This window comes from Acinetobacter sp. V104_13 (assembly GCF_031798995.1).
Lineage (GTDB): Bacteria > Pseudomonadota > Gammaproteobacteria > Pseudomonadales > Moraxellaceae > Acinetobacter > Acinetobacter pittii.
The window spans coordinates 628,622-650,629 of record NZ_JAVQNP010000027.1 but is presented as its reverse complement, the minus strand read 5'-3'; the positions used below and the strand labels follow the sequence as shown (position 1 = coordinate 650,629).

Sequence of the window (22,008 nt, the reverse complement as noted above, 5' to 3'; positions counted from 1 at the left end):
GTGTTGAAAAATTTATGGACTATTCAAGACTGGAAAACAGCATATCAAAATGGGCAAATCCATCTTGAAGATTTGATTGGCTATGTTGCAGAAATTAAAAATGATGATCATGCGTGGATTGAAATTGCATCGAACGAGCAGATTCAATCGCAAATTGATATTTTACAAGACCAGAATGTTGCTGACTTACCTCTATATGGTGTGCCGTTTGCCGTTAAAGACAATATTGATGTTGCTGGTTTTCACACTACCGCTGCCTGTAAAGAGGTTCAATATTTAGCGAACCAAGATGCTGCCGTAGTTGCCAAGCTGAAAAAAGCAGGGGCAATTGTGGTTGGTAAAACCAATCTCGATCAGTTTGCGACTGGGCTGGTTGGCGTTCGCTCTCCCTATGGCGCAGTAAAAAATAGTTTTAACCCTGAATATATTAGTGGTGGTTCAAGCTCTGGTTCGTCAGTGGTGGTTGCCAATGGTATTGTGCCTTTTAGTTTGGGGACAGACACGGCGGGGTCAGGGCGTGTTCCTGCGGGCCATAACAATATTGTGGGTCTTAAGCCGACAAAGGGCTGGTTTTCTACCACAGGTTTAATTCCTGCATGTCGAACCATTGATGTCATTTCTATTTTTGCGCTACATATTGATGATGCTTGGACAGTTGCCAGTTTAATGCAGGGCTACGATGAAACAGATGAATATTCACGAGTGCATCCAGCCAATGTACCGACTCAGTTTTCTAAACGAAAAATAGCTATTCCAGCTCAGCTTGAGTTTTATGGTGATCTTGAATCTGAAAAAGCTTTTTTAGTTGCAATTGAGCGCGTTAAAAAACTGGGCTATGAAGTTGAGAGTATTGATTTCAGTGCGTTTAATGAGCTTGCTGCCGCACTGTATAACGATGCATGGGTAGCTGAAAGAACAGCCGCCGTTGAACGTATGACAACACGTGAAAAGGCTCATCCAGTCATTGCTCAAATTATTGCGCAGGCAGATAAATTCAAGGCAACAGATGCACTTCAAGCCGAATATAACCGTGCCGTTCTGGCTCGAAAAATTAATTTGGCATTACAACCTTTTGATGCATTGATGGTTCCGACAGCACCAACCATTTATACCATTGCCGAAGTTGAAGCCGACCCGTTGACTAAAAATGCACACATGGGGGCATATACCAACTTTGTCAATTTTGCTGATCTTTCGGCTTTAGCTTTACCTAACGTACTCCGTGAAGACGGCCTACCAAGCGGCGTAACCTTTATTGCACCAGCTTGGCACGATCAGGCACTCGTCAATTTTGCGCAGCTTTGGCAAGCCGAAACATCGCTGAGTTTAGGTAAATCAACTCAGCATTATCAAAAAAGTCTAGAAATCCAATCGAATCATTCAGTGCAGCTTGCTGTAGTCGGAGCACACTTAACAGGGATGCCGCTTAATTTTCAGCTCACTAGCCGTAATGCCACTTTGCTTAAGAAAACTCAGACCGCAGACACTTATAAACTTTTTGCCTTAAAAAATACCACGCCACCAAAGCCGGGGCTGCAATGCGATGCAGCAGGTACTTCAATTGAAGTTGAAGTGTGGGATGTTCCCTTAGCAAATTTTGGAGCCATTGTGGCTGAAGTACCTGCACCACTTGGTATTGGGAACCTGAAATTAAAAGATGGTACATGGGTCAAAGGCTTTATTTGCGAAGCGTATGCCATTCAAGATGCAACCGATATTAGCCATTTTGGAGGCTGGCGAGCCTATATACAGTCACTCAATCAAACCGCTCAAAGTGTTGTCAGTAAAAATGTTGGGGAAGTTTCTATATGATTAAAAAAGCGTTGTTATCCGTATCTATTTTATCGGCAGTTGTATTGGGTGGGTGTGACAATACCGCTAAAGTGCCCGAGGCTAAACAAGATGCTCAGGCAGCCACAAATACAAAACCAATTACCATTGGATATAGTGATTGGCCGGGCTGGGTGGCTTGGCAAGTGGCTATTGAAAAAGGCTGGCTAAAAGAAGCAGGGTTAAATGTAGAGTTTAAGTGGTTTGATTATTCGGCTTCTCTTTCAGCTTTTTCGGCAAATCAACTCGATGCTGTGTTGGTCACCAATGGCGATAACTTGGTAACCGCTTCTGGCGGTACGCAAGGCATGATGATCATGGCAACAGATTATTCGGCGGGTAATGATGTCATCATTGCAAAAGAGGGCATTAACACCATTCAAGACTTAAAAGGAAAATCAATTGGTGTTGAAAAAGGCTTGGTTGATCATCTTTTACTAGCGACAGCTTTAACCGACCATAACATTAAAGCGAATGAGGTAAAGCTGGTAAATTCAGCGACGAATCAATTACCTCAAGTATTTAATAGCCCCGATATTTCCGCGATTGCTGTTTGGCAACCTGTTGCAGGTCAGGCATTAAAAGCAGTGGCAGGCTCTAAAATTATTTATACTTCTAAAGACAAGCCGGGTTTAATTTATGACACCTTGACCGTCAACATGAGCCATTTAACTGCTCATCAAGAAGAATGGAAAAAAGTCATTCAGGTGTGGGACAAAACAGTTAAATATATTAATGACCCTGCAACCCATGCCGATGCAGTTAAAATTATGGCAAACCGTTCAGGGGTTGATCCAAAGCAATATGAGTTGATGGTCAGCGGTACGCATTTATTAGATATCAACGCCAATAAGAAAGTATTTGCTAAATCTCAAGGCTTTGACTCGATTTATGGCTCGACCTATCACGTCAATAAATTTAATGTCGAAAATGGTATTTATAAAACTGAACAAAATGTAGATGGGCTGATTTATCCAACACTCATAGAACAGCTCAAATAAGCCAAATAAATAAAAAGCCCAAGTTCAACTTGGGCTTTTTAATGTCTTTCTTATTTTTCTGTACTGACCTGAGTCATACGCGGTATTTTTGGTAAATCTTGTAAAGCTGGGTCAAGCTCATCTTCTTCAGCGTGAACTAAATAATCTACCCGTGAACGGAGCTGTTTAAACTCAGGTGTGCTCATTAAGTCGAGTGAGCGTGGACGCGGCAAATTAACTTCAATAATTTCCTTAATTTCACCAGGGTTGGCTTTGAGTGCCACAATTCGGTCTGCCAGTAAAATGGCTTCATCCATGTCATGGGTCACAAAAATAATGGTGATATCAATGTTTTGCCATAAATCCATCAAGTGCTTTTGCATTTTTTGACGGGTATGCGGGTCGAGTGCACCAAAAGGTTCGTCCATGAGTAAAATTTTAGGTTGATTAACCAAAGCTCTAGCAATCGCAACGCGCTGTTTCATACCGCCAGAAAGTTGGTGCGGATACTGATTTTCATATTTTTCCAAACCAATAATATTAATCCATTCACGTGCTTGAGCTTCGGCTGTCATTTGACTAGCGCCGCGCATTTGCGGACCAAACATCACGTTTTCTTTTACAGTTTTCCACGGGAAAAGGGTATAGCCCTGAAATACCATGCCGCGTTCAGGACAAGGTCCCGTAATGCATTCGCCGTCTACTAAAATTTCTCCACTATGGTATGGGTCTAAACCTGCAATAACACGGCTCAGTGTTGACTTACCGCAGCCAGAAGGGCCAATCACACAAATAAATTCTCTTTTGTGAATTTTTAAATCGAGCTTATTTAAAACAGTGCGTTCGCTGTGACCATGCTTAAAGACTTGGCTCAGTTGTTTAGCTTCTAAAATCACAGGACGTTCATAAATTTTTTGAAAGTATTCATGCGCGTTAAATGTTGAATCGTTCATTATTTTGCTCCTACTTTCCAAGTGAACATCCGCTCACCTAACTTCATTAATAACCAATCACAGACCAGACCAATCACCCCAATAATCAAAATAGCTGCATAGACGTTGTCAAAGTTTTGATAGCGAGCCTGTTGGGTAATAAACCACGTAATACCTGAAGTCGTGCCAATCAACTCCGAAACAATTAAATAGGTCCAAGCCCAGCCCAATAGCACACGTAAGTCGCGGTAAATATCAGGTAAGGCCGCAGGAATCACCACGTGAAATAAACTTTTGAGCTTATTGGTACCAAGCGTATAGCCAGCTTCAATTAAGCTTCGATCTACCATTCGTGTGGTATTGGCAATAATGAGAATTTGCTGAAATAGCGTCCCAATCACAATAATGGCAATTTTAGGCGCATCATTAATCCCTAAAATTGCTACTGCAAGTGCACCAAAGGCGGGAGCGGGTAAGTAACGGAAAAATTCGACAAACGGTTCTGTTAACAGGGATATTCGCTTAGAAAAACCACACAAAATACCCAGTGGAATCCCAATCAATGAAGAGATAAAAAAAGCTGAAAATACCAGTTTAATACTGTGCCATAAACTTTGATGAAACCATGGTGAATCAGGTTGTTCAGGTGGCGTAGTAAATGCAGTCACCAAAGCCTTAGCGACTTCATGGGGAGCGGGTAAATAAATTGGATTGACTAAAATACCTTGTGGTGGTGCAGAATCTCGATTGACTGCATTTTGTGCTTCGAGATAGAACACATTTTTATCAATGCGACTTCCTACTTGTAGGTAAGCAACACTTCCCGAACTCGTGATTTGTACTTGAGGATGCCAAACAAAAGGTAAGTAACTGATTGCGCACCAAAGACATATTGGAATAACGAAAGAACAAATACTGAGAATCAGCTTGTTCTTTCGCGTAAATTCCTTTGCAACATAACCCATATCGAGAGCTCCCCATTTTGATCAGTATTACGATTTTCATAAAACGTAATATTGTTAAGCAAAATGGGTGCCATCTTTATGGTGCTCTAGATGACTTAAGACGAGGGAACTAAAGTTTCATGTAAATACACCCAAGAACATTTTTTATCTTCTACTCTAATGCAGGCCGTAGAGGTACGTACTGTCTCGGTTTCATCAGTTTGCTGATGTTCCTGATATTGCACCCAACAATAATTTTCAAATTCGTATAAAGCTGCACTTTTAATAATGTCGATTTTTAAAGAAGGCTTCTTTCCAATATTTTGACTAAATAAGTTTTTAACTTCGGCTAAGCCAATACTCCGACCTTGAACCGTAACCATCTTAAAATTTTGATCAAAGCTATCTAAAAGCGGACTCAGACTTTGCTCTGCATTTTTTCCTGTAAATACATTTTCTATTAAAACATGTAGGTCAATGACACTTTGAATGGCTTGATCCATTTGTTTAGACATGGGTTTTCTCCTTTAAAACCTTACCTTTGTTTTAGATAAACTAAAAAGTATGTAAGTTAAGGGAAGATAAGCTATTTTATATAAATAGACAATTCTGTCTGTTTTTTATAAAATATCGATGAATATGACTCAGTTTTTATAATAATGATGTCCCATAAAATATTTCAAATTTTAGATAGTTTAGGGTTGGTCGCACAGAACCGCGTTCTTCATGTGCAATTTTCCAACGCATCATTAAACAATCAAGTCTTCTTGCAACGCATCGAGGGCGAACATACCCTCAACCAAGGTAGCGTTGCTGAGTTACTGTGTCTATCGACCAACGCACATATTGCATTAAAACAATTTATTGGCTGTCAGGTTGCCGTCGATCAAGTCACTGACATGGGGCAGTTTTTTAGAACCACGGGCATTATTACTGAAGCAAGCCAAGGGCAAAGTGACGGCTCACTCACCATTTATAACCTTACTTTAAAAGACCCAACTGCACTCTGGCATAAACGCCGTAATAGCCGCGTGTTTATGAACAAAAGCGTGCGAGATATTAGCGAAATTCTATTTAAAGAATGGCAGGGTAAAAGCCCGTTATTTGCCGCAAGCTTAACACTCGACACATCTGGGTTAACCAAAGACTACGATGTGCGTCCATTTGTGATGCAGTCAAACGAAAGCGATTATGACTTTTTAACCCGTTTGTGGCGTAGTGAAGGTATTAATTGGTTAGTCGATGAATCACAGCTTTTAGTAGTGGATCCGAATGCGTCCATTCAGCCACAAGTACTGCGTTTAATTGATGATAACCAAAACTATCAGGCACTTGAACGTCGTAGCCTGCGCTACCAACGCAGCAGTGCGACAGAACAGTTTGATACCATTACTCAAGTCAAGGCAGAGCGCCGCTTACAATCGACTTCGGTTCATGTGCAACGCTGGCAAGCCGATGCCCTACAACAAGAAGAAGGTAGCGGCAGCGTACAAGGCACGCAAAAGCACAGCGAACACTATGACAATGCCAGCCTAAACCTTGAAGATGCATGGCATGTTAGCCCTGCTTGGATGCAGGACCTAAAAGGCGAAGACCAAGCTACAGCTTCAGGCAATAGCCAGATTGAACAGCTTAACCAACATATTAATGCTTACCATCACCTGAGTTCGAAACAGTTTACCGTTTCGGGTAATGTCCGTGATGCACAGGTGGGTTACTGGTTTGAACTCAATGACCATCCTGAACTCGACCAACATGATAGTGCCGATAAAGAATTCTTAATCTTAAGCAAGCATTACTATAACCAGAATAATTTACCGAAAGAATTACAACAGCAACTTGAGCACTTATTACCAAAAGACAAGCTCAAGGCAGCCCAACTCGACAGCCAAAACCCTGAGCAGCGCCACTATGCTGAGCTGAACGTGGTTCGTCGCAATATTAAAGCGGTGCCTGAATATCACCCGCTAGAGCACCGACCAGCAGCTTACCCGCAGCGCGCTAGAGTGGTGGGACTGGAAGGCGAAAGCATTCATGTCGATCAGTGGGGACGCATTAAAGTCCGCTTCCTGTTTACCCGAACTGATGACCATAGCCATGACGGTGGGGCAGGCAGTAACGACAATGACACTGACTCGGCTTGGGTAGATGTGCTGACTCCTTGGGCGGGCGCCGGTTATGGCGCACGCTTCTTGCCTCGCGTGGGTGAGATCGTTGTCATCGATTTCTTTGACGGCAACATTGACCGCCCGTTTGTGGTGGGGCGTATTCATGAAGCTGAACGTCACCCAACTCAGTTCGATCAGAAAGGCCAGTTACCTGACACTAAAAAGCTCAGTGGTATTCGTTCCGAAGAAGTTGACGGCAAAGGCTTTAACCAACTCCGTTTTGATGACACCACAGGCCAGATCAGTGCCCAGCTACAAAGTAGCCATGCAGCCAGCCAACTCAACTTGGGTAACTTAAGCCATCCAAAAGATAAGGCGGAAAGTGATGGTCGTGGTGAAGGTTTTGAGCTACGAACAGACCAATGGGGCGCAGTTCGAGCTGGCAGTGGTTTACTCGTGAGTACTCACAAACAAGACCAAGCTCAAGGTGTACACCTCGATGCAAATGAGGCCAAACAACAAATAGAAGGCGGTCTTAACAATGCCAAGGCACTCAGTGAAGTTGCTAAAAAGCAGCAAACTGATCCATTGGAAGTTCTTGAGAACTTAAAAACGTTCATAGAGCAAATTGAAGAAAAAGATCAAGACAAAGCTGCCGCTTTTAAGCAAGCCTTGATGATACTAACTGCACCTAAAAGTATTGCTCTAGCCAGTAATGAAGACATTCACCTCAGCGCCGATGCTCAGTTAAGCCAAACTGCTGGAGACAGTATTAACCTATCTACCCAAAAGAACCTGATTGCACACGCTCAAAACAAGATTAGCCTTTTTGCTGCTCAAGAAGGGGCAAGACTGTATGCAGGTAAAGGTAAAGTTGAGATACAGGCTCAAGGTGATGGAGCCGATTTAATTGCCCGTAAAGCGGTTCAGATTATTTCAAGTGAAGACAAAATTGAAATTAGTGCTTCTAAAGAAATCGTTATCACGGCGGGTGGATCTCAAATCAAGATTAATGGCTCGGGAATTTTCCCTGTCACTGGTGGCAAGTTTGAGGTGAAGGCTGGGCAGCATTTGTTTATGGGGGGAGGAAGTGCGAATTTTAGTTCTTCACTACCGCCTCCGCCAAAACGGAGCCCCGGAAATTTAGAACTCATCCACGATTATGCGCATGGTGAGTTTGTTAAAGGTGGAAGCTATACGGTTGTCGATAACTTAGGAAAAGAAGTCACTGGCAAGCTGGATGATAAGGGATTTGCAAGAGTTTCTGGCTTAGCAACAGGTGCAGTAAAAGTCTTCTTTGAACCAGATCACCGTGATCCTTGGGATGCAGCAAGTGACTTTAAACGTCCAGTTGAGTGGCCAAATAAGAATGATGCGGATAATGAGCAATCAGATTCCTTAATTGCACAAATGAGTAAAACAGCCCAGTCCAAACTTGGTGAATTATCTAAACAATTAACCAATCCTGCGAATATTATGAAAAATATTCAAACTGCACAAAGCATAAAATCTGAAGGAGCAAAGGCTTTAATGCCAATATTAAAAACAGAGGCGCAGGGATTAGTGACTGATCAAGTGAAAAGCTTTTTACCTATTTCAGAAGTAGGTAAAAAAATAGGGAACAATATTGATCTTGCCTCAATTCAGAAAATAAATGACTTCAGCAAATTAAGTTCTGTTGATAGCGGTAGTTTGCTGACTAACGCGCTTCCTCAATATTTGCAAAGTCCTTTTAAAAAGAATTCATAGAGAAAGAAAATGTCTGGAAAAACAGAAGTTGTTAAGCCATTAACAGAAGTTGCTATTAAGGATGTTAGTCATTCAAAACAAAAGATAGATAATTGGTTAAAGAGTCATACACATCAAATTGTGACATTAGACTTGCTAACCAGTGTAATGGGGACAGTTCCAATTATTGGAAATGTGATGGCTGCTATCGATGTGGTCTCCGACATTTGTTATATCTACGATAAAGGTTTTCAAAATGCCGATATTATGGATTGGTCCACAATGGGTATTGACCTTATTGGGATTGCACCTGTACCAGGAACAACAGCAATTCGTATGTCTGCTCGTCCAGCCCTGTTTCTAGTCCGTCAAGAAGTTAAACGTGTGGGTAAAGCTGCTTTGGGAGAAGCAGTTATCGTAGTGATCTCCAATCATTTAAATGATCAGGTTGCGGGACAAATTGATAAATTCTGTAAAACAGGCCTTCAACAGTTAAATTCAATTTTAGCCACTTGTGGTGGAACCGTTCAAAATGCCACAACACAAATTAATGGTGGTATTGTTCGAGTTGTAACAAAAGGCCAAGTATTTACAAATGCGGGGTCAAATACAAATCGAGCTCAACAGCAAGCTGCTGGTGTTATTAAAGGAATAAAAAGTGGTGACTTAACACGAGCTGGAAAAAACTTGGTTTACATGACCGAAAACTTGGGAAAAGCTCTTATTAAAACAGGAGCAAACTCGAATGCTAAAGTTGTTACCTCTTTAGTTCCTGCACATCTAAAGCAGCCGATATTAAATGTAGGTGCAACGATTAATAAAATTGGTATCACTGCCAATACTAAAATTAAGGGCTTGGGAAATACAGCGCAGCCGCAAACAATTGGCTGGTTATTTGAAATATTACGTTTAAGTAATGCCAGATTTAGAAAAAAAGCCTCCGGCCAAGTTAAGCCAACCCAAACCACACAAGTTAGACATGACAAGAAGAATGATAAGTTAGAAAAGGCAAATACTGAACATGCTGCGACTCATAATGCGAATGCATGTAAAAACTGTAAAGGGGGGGCGACTAAACGATCGATTACCTTTGCCATGGGTACTGAATTTTTAAATCATACCGATGCACAAATTCATCCATTATTGATAGAGCAATTTTCGAGAACGTATGTATCAAACTTATATCAGTATGATCAATCGATTTTCGGAGCGCGGTGGATTACACCTTTTACAACCAAGATTGCTCGTTGTTCTCGTTACAACATTAATGAACCTAAAGAACCGATTGAGCAAGAGGGCTGGGAGTATATTGGCAGCGATGGCCGTCCTGTTCGCTTACCAGAGCTAAAAGTTGGGCAGAGTTACTATGATGAAGTAGAAACTTTTACTTATACAGTTGTCTCACCTGAAATTAGAGCAATTTCATATGGTGTTTCAGAAACTCGCTTCTATCAAAAATATAAAAATGAGTTTCGTTTAGTCTCCATTGAACGTCAAAATGGATTTAGTATTGGGCTGCGTTATGACCATGAATTAGAAAATGGTGATAGCTATTTATCCGACATTATATTTAAACAGCAACAACAAACACTGGCGCATGTTGCATTACAAATTAATGATGTGCAAAAAGTTGTTGCAGCTTGGTTGGTTGAAGATGGTCAACTCATTAGACAACTATCAGCATATCAATATAACGAGCAAGGCGATTTAATTAAGGCAACCAATGAGTTTGCTGCTTCTTATGAATATCAATACCAAGCCCACTTATTGACTCGTTATACTGATCTTACTCAAAGAGGAATGAACTTAAAGTGGGATGGAAATTTACCAAGCTCTAAGGCTATAGAGGAATGGGCTGATGATTATAGCTCTGCGACTAAATTAGATTGGGATGAAAACATTCGCGTAACTTCAGTCATGGATATCGATGGTAACGTGACTGAATACTATTATGGTATTACGGGTTATACCTATCGAATTATTTATCCAGACAATTTGCAAGAATGGTTCTTTAGAGACCAAGCAAAAAATATAACATCGCATATTGCTACAGATGGAACAGAAACATCGTATACCTACGACGAACGCGGTAATGTCTTAAGTATGGTTCAGGCTGATGGCTCAACCTTTTATTATGAATATGACGAAAAAGATAATCTGACTGGTTTTGTTGATGCTGAACAGGGGCGTTGGTTTAAAGAATACGATGCTTCAGGGAATATAATTAAAGAAACTGATCCGCTGAAGCATGAAACAGCCTATACCTATAATGCGATGGGATTGGTAACCTCCATTAAAGATGCTAAAGGCGGTAAGAAGACACTTAAATATGATGATCAAGGGAACTTGGTTACTTATACGGATTGTTCTGGTAAAGAAACGCGCTGGCATTATGATGATCGCGGGCGTGTCAAATTTATTGAAAATGCTTTAAAGCAAAAAGTTGAATATTTCTATACGGAATTAACTGCTGAACCAAGACAGCCTCTAGCAAAAGGCTTACCGCTGAATGCTTTTGGACAACTCGAGAAAATTAAACACGCTGATGGAGCTGAAGAGCATTTTATTCATGATGAAGAAGGCCGATTATTAGTTCATATTGACCCTAAAGGCCAGCAGACACGTTATGAATATGATGCGGCTGGTTTAATTACTAAGCGTATTGACCCATTAAATCAAACCTTAAAATATCAATGGGACCGCTTGAGTCGCTTAAAACGTTTAACTAATGAAAATGGCGCAAGTTACGAGTTTGTCTATGATGCGGCGGGTAGATTAGTAAAAGAAATTGATTTTGATGGCAAAGAAACTGTTTATACGTACGATGAATATAATGGTCGTTTAACTAGTAGCATTGAGGTCGCTTCTGCCTATGGTCAAGATTTCAAAGATCGTGCTGCACCTAAAGACCGTATTCAGCAATTTATTTTTGACAGCATGGGACGTTTAGAACAACGTACAGCAGGGTATGGTTATCAAGGGCAAGAGCTTGAAGAAAAGCAAACAGAAGAATTTTCTTATGATGGCCTAGGTCATTTAGTTCAAGCTAAAAATGCAGAAACTAACTTGCAATGGTTTTATGATGCAGCAGGCAATTTAGTTAAAGAACATCATCAAGACGTTGTGACTCAGAAAACTGCTGTGTGGAAACATGTCTATGATGAATTAAATAATCGAACTACAACCATCCGCCCAGATGGGCAGAAAGTAGATTGGCTCACTTATGGAAGTGGGCATGTCTATGGCGTAGCTTTAAATGGTGAAGATGTTGTTAGCTTTGAACGTGACGATTTACATAGAGAGACATTACGCCACTATGCAAATGGTCTTAGCCAACAACAACGTTATGATGAAGTAGGCCGCTTAACTCAGCAATTAATGTTGAATGGGCATGACAAAGGTTATCAGGCCCAAACTAAAAATAATGCTATCCAGCATACCAACCAATTGATTGAACGCTTATATCACTACGATAAAACAGGTGAGTTAACGCTCATTAAGGATACTCGTCGTGGAACCATTCACTATAAATATGATCCTGTTGGGCGTTTATTAGAGGCAACCAGTAAGCTTGGCAAAGAGACTTTTAATTTTGACCCGGCAAGTAATATTCTAGATCGATATAACAGTACCAAAGAGCAATCCTCACAGCACACTGCCACTGAAAAAGGTCTTGGTTATAACCGCTTAGTTAATAACATCGTGCAGGAATATATTGACCAGCAATATCAATATGATGCTTTTGGGCAGCTGATTCGACAAAAGTCATCACAAGGTGATTTAAATCTTGAGTGGGATGTATTGGGGCGTCTTGTTCGTAGTCGAAACAATCAATATACGGCAGAATATCGCTATGATGCTTTAGGCCGACGTATTCAAAAAAGAAGTAAGCATCATCATAATGGACAAGAACAGAACATTATTTATGGTTGGGATGGTGATACTTTAGCGTATGAATCTAGTGCTGATTTAACAAAACACTATTTCTACGAAAAAGATAGTTTCGTGCCTTTGTTGCAGGCGGCGTATCATCACTCAATTGAACTACATCAAACCCAAGACTGGACAGAAAAAACATATAGTATTTATAAAGACCCATTGTGGAATACGGTAAAACAAAGCCAAGGTTTTGATGATGTATGGTTCTATCACTGTGATCATTTAGGCACACCGCAAGAAATGAGTAACCAGACAGGCGCCATTGTCTGGAAAGCTCAATATAAAGCTTGGGGTGAGTGTAAGGTAGAACAGGCTAAATCAGATTTCTTTGAAAATTCAGAAATTATTAGCAATAATATCCGTTTCCAAGGTCAATATTTTGATGAGGAAACAGGACTTCATTACAACCGTTATCGTTATTATTCGCCTTATGTTGGACGTTTTATTTCCAAAGATCCGATTGGTTTATTCGGTGGATTAAATGCTTATGCGTATGCACCGAATCCTAATAATTGGGTTGATCTGTTAGGTTTAACTTGTAGTAAATATAGAAGAGCAAGTTTAAGAGATATTAGGAAAAAACTAGGTATTCCAATGAGCCAGCAACCTATTAGGCAAAAAATGGTTCCTTTAACAGACAAAAATGGTAAAAGAATTCTTAATCAGAATAATATGCCAATAATGACTCGAGAGTTGACATATAATGTTAAAGGAAAAGAAATTGTAATTCAGGATCATTCAGCTGGACATGATTTTGGTGAAGCAGATGGAAAAGGTAATCAACCGTCCCATCATAATGTTAGACCCGCTGAAAATACACGTACGGGTACGGTTGACGGAATGGATGATCATTTTTATTTTGATTGCAGGAATAGTAAATGATAGAAAGAATTAATTTGTTAAATCCAATGGCTTTAAGAAGTCATAATTTAGATTGTCAAAATATAGAAATTACTAAAGTTATAATTTCTAATAATGATCCGACTCTTGAAATTAGATTTGTATTTAAGAAGGAAGATTTTTCATTATATATAGATATTAGTTTTATTGGAGTGGATGAGTTGTTAATTAAAAATATAAGTTTTTCAAATATTATTGAAAGTTATTTTATAGAAAAAAATATATTTTCTATAAAAACTAAATTGGATGGGCTTATTGAGTTTAAGTATGAATGGGGAAATATTGAGTCCATGAAAAATATTAAGGAAGGTGAATTTTAGGTTAATGATTGATATTGTATTACTTGGTGATTTTTTGAATTTAATTTAAAAAAGCAGAGAATTTTTTGAACTCAGTAATAGATGTACAAAAGTGTAATTGTATGAAATTTAATTCTAAGTTTGTTCAACCTTCAAAGAATGAAATGGTTGCTGTAGCTTTGGATTCATTAGGAAAAATACCAATTACAGGTATACGTAATGTACTAGAGGAAGGGGAAAATATTTCATGGTTTTTTTATTGTGGAGAATTTTCTGAAGATGATGATTTCTTTAAACCAATACATATATCTCATTTAGAAAACTATCTTCCCGAAGTTATTCCTTATTTGGCGTTAGAAGAAGGGTTTAGATTTGTAATAGATAAACAGGGTTACGAAGATGTATGGAAGGAAGAATAGAGACTAAATTTATATTTTTTAACTCATAAAAATCTTTATTAGTTTTTTATGAAAATTCTATAAGATGAAATTGTAAGTAATCAAGTAATTTCAATATTTTATTTATATGCACAATTGAAAGTTCAGATATGGTAAATAGCTTTTATAGTAAATATGAAAGGACTTGAGGATGTCGATCAGTCTATTAGAGATAATTAAAAACAGCGATAATTCAAAGTTATTGGATTTGAGTTGTGATCAACATGAAATTATGTTGACTATAGCTCATGATTATTTTGATAAAATTATCCGTATCACTTTTCCTTTTCAAAACTTTTTTAGTAGTTTCTCGAGTAAAAGTGATGGTATATGTTTTTTATCTATTGAAAATATAAAAGATACACTAAATGTAAAAAATGGAGTTTATATTCCTTCTACAGATTTTGGTGATTTTATGTATGAAGTGAGAGAAGGTAATAGCAGTGGATATGGTTTGAGAGAAAGTAAATTTAAAACTTTTTTTAAAGTTATAGGAAGTTTTAAAGTAGTCATTCCTATTGAAAATTTTGAAAAAATCAAAATTGAATTTTTAAATAATTAGTAGAGGTGTTAATAGATTTATTGGAATACTAAAAAATTAATAATCGTTAAAAGTGAGTTAATAGAGTAAGTTGTTAATTCACTTTGTATCTTTATTACGTTTATTATCTTCATCGTCTCTTGTATTCATATGGTTAAGTTTTTCTTTACAAAATAGACAGATGTTTCTGTATTTTATAAAATAATGCCAATCCTGACAAATTTTCATAAAAGATGTTATCTCATATGCATAGAATTCTAGAAGATTTGGGTATCAGCTCGCAAAAGCGCGTGCTTCTTGTTCAGTTTTCTAATCCATCGTTGAATACTCAAGTCTTTTTACAAAGTATTGAAGGGCAGCATCAGCTAAATGAAGGACTGACTGCTGATTTATTTTGTCTTTCTACCAATGCCCATATTTCATTAAAACAATTTATTGGTTGTCAGGTTGCAGTCGATCAAGTCACTGATCAGGGGCAATTATTTAGAACTACAGGAATTATTACCGAAGCCAGTCAGGGGCAGAGTGATGGTTCATTAACTTTGTATAAACTGAGATTACAAGACCCAACTGCGCTATGGCATAAACGCCGAAATAGCCGTGTGTTTATGAATAAGAGTGTACGGGACATCACCGAAATTCTATTTACAGAATGGCAGAACAAAAGCCCGTTGTTTGCTTCTGGTTTAACTTTGGATTTAAAAGGTCTAGCCGAAGACTACGATGTTCGACCTTTTGTTATGCAAACTAATGAAACTGATTATGAATTTTTAACCAGACTTTGGCGTAGTGAAGGCATTAACTGGTTAATTGATGAAGCTCAGTTGTTTGCCACTGATAGCTCAGTTGAGATTCAACCACAAAAATTACGTTTAATTGATAATAATGAATCATATTTAGCATTAGACCGAAGAAATATCCGTTATCACCGCAGTAGTGCAGTTGAACAACAAGATAGTATGACAAGCCTTGTGCCAACTCGAAGTTTGCAATCTACAGCCGTGCATGTACAACGCTGGCAGGCTGATGCTTTAAGTCAAGAAGAAGGCATGGGGAGTGTTCAGTCAAAGCATAGTCATAGTGCTAATCAGGATAATGCGAGTTTAAGTCTAGAACATGCATGGCATGTCAGTCCTGCTTGGATGCAAGACTTAAATGGGGAAGACCAAGCCACTGCATCGGGTCACCAGCAGCTAGAAAAACTCAATCAAAATCTATCTGATTATTATGCGTCTCAATCAAAATATTTCCGTGCACAAACTACAGTACGTGATACGCAAGTTGGCTATTGGTTTGAATTGAATGAACATCCTGAAATAGATACGCATAGCGGATCGGACAAAGAATTTCTGATTATTGGTAAAAGCTTCTATTTACAAAATAATTTGCCTAAAGATTTGCAACAGCAAATCAATCAACTTTTTAGTCAAAGCCAATGGCAAAACAATCAATCAGGGCCAAATGACCAAATTGAGCGTCAGGGTAATGAGCTCATCTTATCGCGTAGAAATATAAAAACTGTTCCTGAGTATAACCCGCTTGAACATCGACCAGCCGCTCATCCGCAGCGTGCTAGAGTGGTTGGATTAGAGGGTGAAAGTATTCATGTTGACCAGTGGGGACGCATAAAAGTCCGCTTCCTGTTTACCCGAACAGATGACCACAGGCATGATGGTGGAGCAGGCAGTAATGACAATGACACTGACTCAGCTTGGGTTGATGTGCTGACTCCATGGGCAGGTGCAGGTTATGGTGCACGCTTCTTACCACGTGTCGGTGAGATTGTTGTCATCGACTTCTTTGACGGCAACATTGACCGTCCATTTGTGGTGGGGCGTATTCACGAAGCTGAAGGCCATCCAACCCAGTTCGACCAGAAAGGTCAGCTCCCCGACACTAAAAAACTTAGCGGCATCCGCTCAGAAGAAGTCGACGGTAAAGGTTTTAACCAGCTACGCTTTGATGACACCACGGGGCAAATTAGTGCCCAGCTACAAAGTAGCCATGCGGCCAGCCAACTAAACTTAGGTAACTTAAGCCATCCAAAAGACAAGGCGGAGAGTGAAGGTCGTGGTGAAGGTTTCGAGCTACGAACAGACCAGTGGGGGGCAGTCAGAGCAGGCAGCGGCTTACTCATTAGTACACATAAACAGGACCAAGCTCAAGGTGTACACCTTGAGGCAGCTGAGGCCAAGCACCAAATTGAAGGCAGCCTTAATAATGCCAAAGCACTCAGCGAAGTTGCTAAAAATCAGCAAACTGATCCCTTAGATATGCTTGAGAATATTCAGACTTTCCTAGAAGTTCTTAAACAAGAAGATCCTAAAAAAGCTGCTGAGTTTCAATCAGCAGTGATGCTGCTAGCATCTCCAAAAAGTATTGCTGTAAGTAGTAATGAAGATATACACCTCAGTGCAAATGGTCAGCTTACTCAAAGTGCTGGAGATAGCATTAATATTAGTACGCAAAAGAATATAGTGAGTCATGCGAGCCAAAAGATTAGTCTATTTGCCGCTCAGGAAGGTGCTCGACTTTTTGCTGGCCAAGGCAAAGTAGAAATTCAGGCTCAAGGTGATGCCTTAGATGTCATTGCTCGAAAAGGCGTACAGATTACTTCAACAGAAGACACAGTTTATATTACTAGCCCAACTGAGATTAATCTGACAGCAAACGGTTCTCAAGTTAAGTTGAATGGTTCAGGTATTTTTCCTGTTACGGGCGGTAAGCTTGAGGTGAAAGCAGGGCAGCATTTGTTTATGGGAGGCTCATCAATAAATCCACCTGCATTAGATTTACCAGACTGTTCGGCTAAGCAAACTCAAGCTGCTCAAAATGGTTCGGCTAAGGTAGATTTATCATGAGTTTGTCAATTTTTAATACAACTCAATATAATGATTTAAAAGATATAACTTCTAAAGTTGAAGAACAATGCATCCAAATTCTGAATGAATATGGCAAGATCATTTTTTTATTAGATACTACACTGAATGATTCTATTTTTAACGGTGTAATAGATAATTTATCAAACAAAAATATTGCATATATTCCCTTAGCGCATAAAAAAGAAATTGCAAAGTCAAATCTCTTTTTTATTTGTATTGATGATAAAAAAGTATTTGAGCAGATCAAAGAGGACTTATTGCAAAATCTATCGAGAAATAAAAATATTACGAATGACTGCTATTTTGTTCATGGGTTTGGCGTGGCGAAGACACGCTCACTTGAGGAATTGCGAGATCAGATAAAAACTAAATTAGTGATTTCTGATCAAGGTAAAAAAATTCTTTTCCGTTGGTATGATCCTAGAGTCATGATCTACTTGGATGAGATTTTTAAAACAGAATATGTAGGTGGCTTATTAAATGGCTTTAAAGAATGGCATTTTTTGCATCCAAAAGGTCTATTTAGCTTTAAGTCTTACGATGAGTCGCAATCAATCTTGAATCTAACAAAAGTGAACCTTGAGCAATCTATAGAATTGGATTTAATTGAAATTGCTAATAATGTATTTCAACAATTAAATGAATTTGAACAAGTTGATCTAATAAAAATTCATCCAGTTGAAATCCATCAAAATCTTAAAGAGGCTTACTACGATTTTGGAATTCAAAATCATTTAGATTTAGTTACATATGGTCTTTACAGCCAAATTATACATAAAAATTTTATAGAGCATCCCATGGTAACCAATGTGCTCTACGACCATTGTGTAATGAATAAAATGTCTTTTACGGACGCTATGAATTATGTAACGAAAGACTTATATGAACAAATAGCTAAAGAATTAAATGGATAAAAAGATGTCAGAAAATCAAAAAATGATATTGGGTAAGTCAAAATCAAATAATTTATTGAATGAGATTATTGCTCAGCAAAAACAGAAGCAGAGTCAAATTCCTGTTATAGGAAAAACCAAAGCAGTGGGCGATATGCGCAACCCAACAGTTGCTAAAAATATTAATAAGAAGATTGAAGAAAGTGAAATTGCAAAATCAGCGAAACAGTCAACTGCTGCAAACATGCAAAATAGTAGTGCGGGGCAGGCCCAGAAAGAGTGTTCAAATTTTTGTCGTAAAAAAGGCTTCAATATTTTACCTTTACGATACACCGTTGTTAAAGATAATCCACCTGCTTTACCTGCAACCTTGGGTAAAAATGTCAAAGATATTCAGTTAAGCCATCTCAAATATGCAGTTGAGATGATTGATACTGGTTATATCTATCGCTTAGTAAAAAGAACATCTGGAGCTTTGGAGTGGGCTGGATATAAAGTTACTCCAAATGGACATTTGTCTTATTTTCCTGTGGGTAAAGAAGCACCTAAAAGTGTTCCAGAGTTCGCATGTAAAGGAGCAGGTCATAGTTTTAATTCATCTGTGATAGCTGTAGAAAGTAACCCTAAAGATGAGGCGAAGATTGCATATATTATTCATACGCATGTGCCTATGAGTAAGGCCAAAATATCTGAATATGAAAAAAATGCCGATAAGTTTGTAACAGAAGGAAAGTGGCAGAAAATTTTAATTAATGGTGGAAGTGCGCAAGAACATTGTATTGCTGCAAGCCAATTTAAAACTACGGTTTATAATCTAAACAGTTTTGGTAAAAACCGTATCGATGCGACATTAAATAAATTCAAAGATGAGCCTAAATCACTTGCCTGTATGGCATTATATGATCCTGTAGGAATTACAAGAAAATTAAATACATTGCGTAATTCAGAATTTAAAAAAGTAATGGATTTTTTAGCAAAAAAAGATGGGGATTTTACAAACGAGCACCGTTTACATAGTTCTCAATGTATTGATAGTATTAAAATCTGTTTAGAAAATAAATTGTTAAATGAACGCAGCCAATTTAGTGCACAGGCAACTAAAAGTATAGTATTAATGGGGCTATGGAATGAGTTACCAAAAAACTTAACAGATGCTGATGATATTAATTATGAGCTAGAAAAAATATATAAAAGAAAATCAAAAGCAGAACAAGAGAGGCTATTAAAGGAGGCTCAAGAGAAACAAAGAGCAAATAAAGGTCTCTATACTGAAGATATGGGTAAATTAAGTAGGAGGGACGGAGAGCAGATTTGGGTTAAAAAATATAAGCCAAATTTAGATATGGTGGCTAAATCAAATTTTGATAAAAAAATTAACGCATTAATTCAAGAGTGTTTAGCTGGAGCAAGAGCTATAGGAGATGACCATATTAAATGGTTATTGTCTAAGGCTGTAATAAATGCCCTTCATGCTTATGATGATCAAGTGCAAGTTCCATATGGAAATATTTTTTATGTTCATGCGATGGATATGATTAATGGGATGAGTGGGGTGCAGAGTGGACAAGCATTACTTGAAACTTGGTTAGGTGTAGAAAAAATTGCCAAAGAAAATATTTATATGAGGGCAATTTGTTATAACCAAGAAAGTTTAAAAAATAAATATAATGCAGCGGCACCAAGTATTATCGATATTTCTTGGGATGATGGACAAAATGCAGCTAAAACTGCGATTGCAGCATTTGTTGCGGCAGATAAAGCTTGGCAAGAATGGGCAGCAGATAAAACCAATAACAGTTATATGTTACATGGGCAAAAATTTAGCCTATTAAAAACGTTTTACTGGATGTCTGAACTGACCCAAAGTGCAGTGAAATGGAGTATGAAATATACGCCAAGTTCAGAATTTGCAAAAAAACTTGGGCGATTAACGTTTTATACTTTTGCTCATAGTGGGGCATTGGTTGAGCATGTTGCAAAGAACTCTCTGTATTATCTTATCCCAGTTCAAACTTTAACGGGTAGGGTTAAGCTGACACCTGAAATGGTGCAGAACAACTGGAAAAAGTATTCTTCATCCGCAACCAACCCAAGTAAAGCAGCCAAACAAATTGATCGGATAATTGCAAATAGTTCACCAAGTGCAGGTCTGCGTGTATCTGGTGTGGTTGCAATATTTGAGCTGATTAACTTAGGAACACAGATTTCTAAATTTAATATCGATCCATCAGTAGATAATGCTCTTTCATATATGTCAGGTATGATGGCAACAACTGCTGCTATTTTAGAAGTAGGTAGTAGCTCAATGGAGAAGTTCTCATTTGCAGAGCGCGCCGCGTATATTGCTAAGTATGGTGCATATTTTGCGATTGCAGGTGCAACGGTTTCTTTAATAATTGATGGTAAAAGTACATTTAAGGCTGCAATGGAGAGAAATCCATATGCAATAGCACTTAACGTTACAAAAGCTTTCACTTCCTTTGCGACATTGGTTGTTGGTTTCAGTGCATTTTTGAATTTGCCAGTTATGAGAAATACAGCCTTGCACTATACGATTGAGCGTTACGCACTTGGAAGAGCAATTTTGGGTATACGAGCGTTACAGGCGGGTGCGATGTTAAGTATCGCTGGCATTGCACTTGTTGCCTTGGAAATTTATTTAAAGAATTATGTCTTAGACAACGCAATGCAAGACTGGTGTCAAAAATGTGCATTCAAACTAAAAAAGGAAAATGGTGAAGATGCTTTTAAAGACGTTAAGGAAGAGGAAAAAGAGTTTAATAGTGCTGTGGTGAGTGTTTAGATGAAAGATTTAAAGTTAAATCTAAAACTGGTAGAAGGTCCGATTCATTCTCTAGAGAAGGCTAAGTCTAAAATTCCAGTGAATCAGAATATTGGTGGAATTGCGGCTGGGACTGCTTTTGCAGGTGTGCTCGCTGAGAGTAGTTCGTTGCTGACCAGTGTACCTATATTGGTAATGGCTGCTAAGGCTAAGGATGGTATAACTTTTATAGGTGAAATAGAGGGGTATCCATTAGTAGGACAATTTACCACAGCACGTTTTGAAGAAAATGACGAATTGATTGCTGTAATTAGCGAAAAACCTGTGGATGGACGTCATCAAGTTTATGCAATTGTCGATCCAAAATCTGGTTTGCTTTATATGATCTATGAAATGGGTCGTTCAGTAAAAAAGGGTTATAAAGCGATTATTATGCAAACGTATTATTTCACCCTAATTTGTTGGGGAGGGATGTCAATAATGCTTTTACTTTTTTACATTTTTGATTTCAATTACTCTTGGGACTCTTTTCTATATTTAATGATGTGGATACTTATAAGTATTTTTATCTGTATTCCATTGATGGCTTTTGTAAATTATTTTGGTTATAGAAAATCGTATGAGAATTTTGGTACATTATCTGAACAAATATTTGAAAAATTAGGTTTTGAAGATCCTAAAGAGCAGGATTTTTATAATGATTATTTAATTAATGATGGAATCAACATCAGTGTTATGGATTATAGAAAAAATCTGAAAGGGAAAGACCCTTATCCTCAGGATTATTTTAGTAAGAATACAACAAGCGAATAA

14 protein-coding genes are annotated in these 22,008 nt (G+C 38.4%); 11 read left to right on the top strand and 3 right to left on the bottom strand.

Annotation, left to right across the window (positions count from 1 at the left end):
• Both atzF and RMB06_RS15820 read left to right on the top strand, forming a co-directional pair.
• The gene (atzF, locus tag RMB06_RS15825) at window positions 1–1,812 is read left to right on the top strand and encodes an allophanate hydrolase (RefSeq protein ID WP_069140908.1); all 1,812 of its coding nucleotides are present in this window, start codon (window positions 1–3) and stop codon (window positions 1,810–1,812) included.
• Window positions 1,809–2,831: an ABC transporter substrate-binding protein gene (locus RMB06_RS15820; RefSeq protein WP_069140236.1), complete on the top strand. Its 1,023-nt coding sequence runs from the start codon at window positions 1,809–1,811 to the stop codon at window positions 2,829–2,831. The genes atzF and RMB06_RS15820 overlap by 4 nt, the downstream gene beginning before the upstream one ends.
• Window positions 2,832–2,881: 50 nt before the next feature.
• On the opposite strand, the gene RMB06_RS15815 is transcribed toward RMB06_RS15820, so the two are convergent.
• The 3 genes from RMB06_RS15815 to RMB06_RS15805 form a co-directional block, all read right to left on the bottom strand.
• Entirely contained in the window at window positions 2,882–3,763 is an 882-nt protein-coding gene (locus tag RMB06_RS15815; protein WP_069140237.1) for an ABC transporter ATP-binding protein, read from the bottom strand.
• A complete protein-coding gene (locus RMB06_RS15810) occupies window positions 3,763–4,707 on the bottom strand; it encodes an ABC transporter permease (RefSeq protein ID WP_069140238.1) in 945 nt (314 codons plus the stop codon). The genes RMB06_RS15815 and RMB06_RS15810 overlap by 1 nt, the downstream gene beginning before the upstream one ends.
• Before the next feature lie 95 nt (window positions 4,708–4,802).
• Complete coding sequence (locus tag RMB06_RS15805) at window positions 4,803–5,201, bottom strand: hypothetical protein (protein ID WP_069140239.1); 399 nt, start codon at window positions 5,199–5,201, stop codon at window positions 4,803–4,805.
• 144 nt (window positions 5,202–5,345) lie between these two features.
• On the opposite strand from RMB06_RS15805, the gene RMB06_RS15800 reads away from it, so the two are divergent.
• From RMB06_RS15800 to RMB06_RS15760, 9 genes are all read left to right on the top strand, one after another.
• Window positions 5,346–8,543 (top strand): type VI secretion system Vgr family protein, encoded by a 3,198-nt coding sequence (locus RMB06_RS15800; RefSeq protein ID WP_311080287.1) that lies wholly within the window; start codon window positions 5,346–5,348, stop codon window positions 8,541–8,543.
• Window positions 8,544–8,552: 9 nt separating this feature from the next.
• Window positions 8,553–13,343: an RHS repeat-associated core domain-containing protein gene (locus RMB06_RS15795; RefSeq protein WP_311080285.1), complete on the top strand. Its 4,791-nt coding sequence runs from the start codon at window positions 8,553–8,555 to the stop codon at window positions 13,341–13,343.
• Entirely contained in the window at window positions 13,340–13,681 is a 342-nt protein-coding gene (locus RMB06_RS15790; RefSeq protein ID WP_068614940.1) for a hypothetical protein, read from the top strand. Before RMB06_RS15795 ends, RMB06_RS15790 begins: the two co-directional genes overlap by 4 nt.
• Window positions 13,682–13,782: 101 nt before the next feature.
• Complete coding sequence (locus tag RMB06_RS15785; protein ID WP_060465879.1) at window positions 13,783–14,079, top strand: hypothetical protein; 297 nt, start codon at window positions 13,783–13,785, stop codon at window positions 14,077–14,079.
• Window positions 14,080–14,248: 169 nt separating this feature from the next.
• Entirely contained in the window at window positions 14,249–14,659 is a 411-nt protein-coding gene (locus RMB06_RS15780; RefSeq protein ID WP_214288313.1) for a hypothetical protein, read from the top strand.
• Window positions 14,660–14,871: 212 nt separating this feature from the next.
• A complete protein-coding gene (locus RMB06_RS15775) occupies window positions 14,872–17,499 on the top strand; it encodes a type VI secretion system Vgr family protein (RefSeq protein ID WP_311080278.1) in 2,628 nt (875 codons plus the stop codon).
• On the top strand, window positions 17,496–18,434 hold the full coding sequence (locus RMB06_RS15770) for a hypothetical protein (RefSeq protein ID WP_311080276.1): 939 nt from the start codon (window positions 17,496–17,498) through the stop codon (window positions 18,432–18,434). Before RMB06_RS15775 ends, RMB06_RS15770 begins: the two co-directional genes overlap by 4 nt.
• A gap of 4 nt (window positions 18,435–18,438) precedes the next feature.
• The gene (locus RMB06_RS15765) at window positions 18,439–21,216 is read left to right on the top strand and encodes a T6SS effector BTH_I2691 family protein (protein ID WP_311080274.1); all 2,778 of its coding nucleotides are present in this window, start codon (window positions 18,439–18,441) and stop codon (window positions 21,214–21,216) included.
• On the top strand, window positions 21,217–22,008 hold the full coding sequence (locus RMB06_RS15760) for a putative type VI secretion system effector (protein WP_311080272.1): 792 nt from the start codon (window positions 21,217–21,219) through the stop codon (window positions 22,006–22,008). It abuts the gene before it with no gap.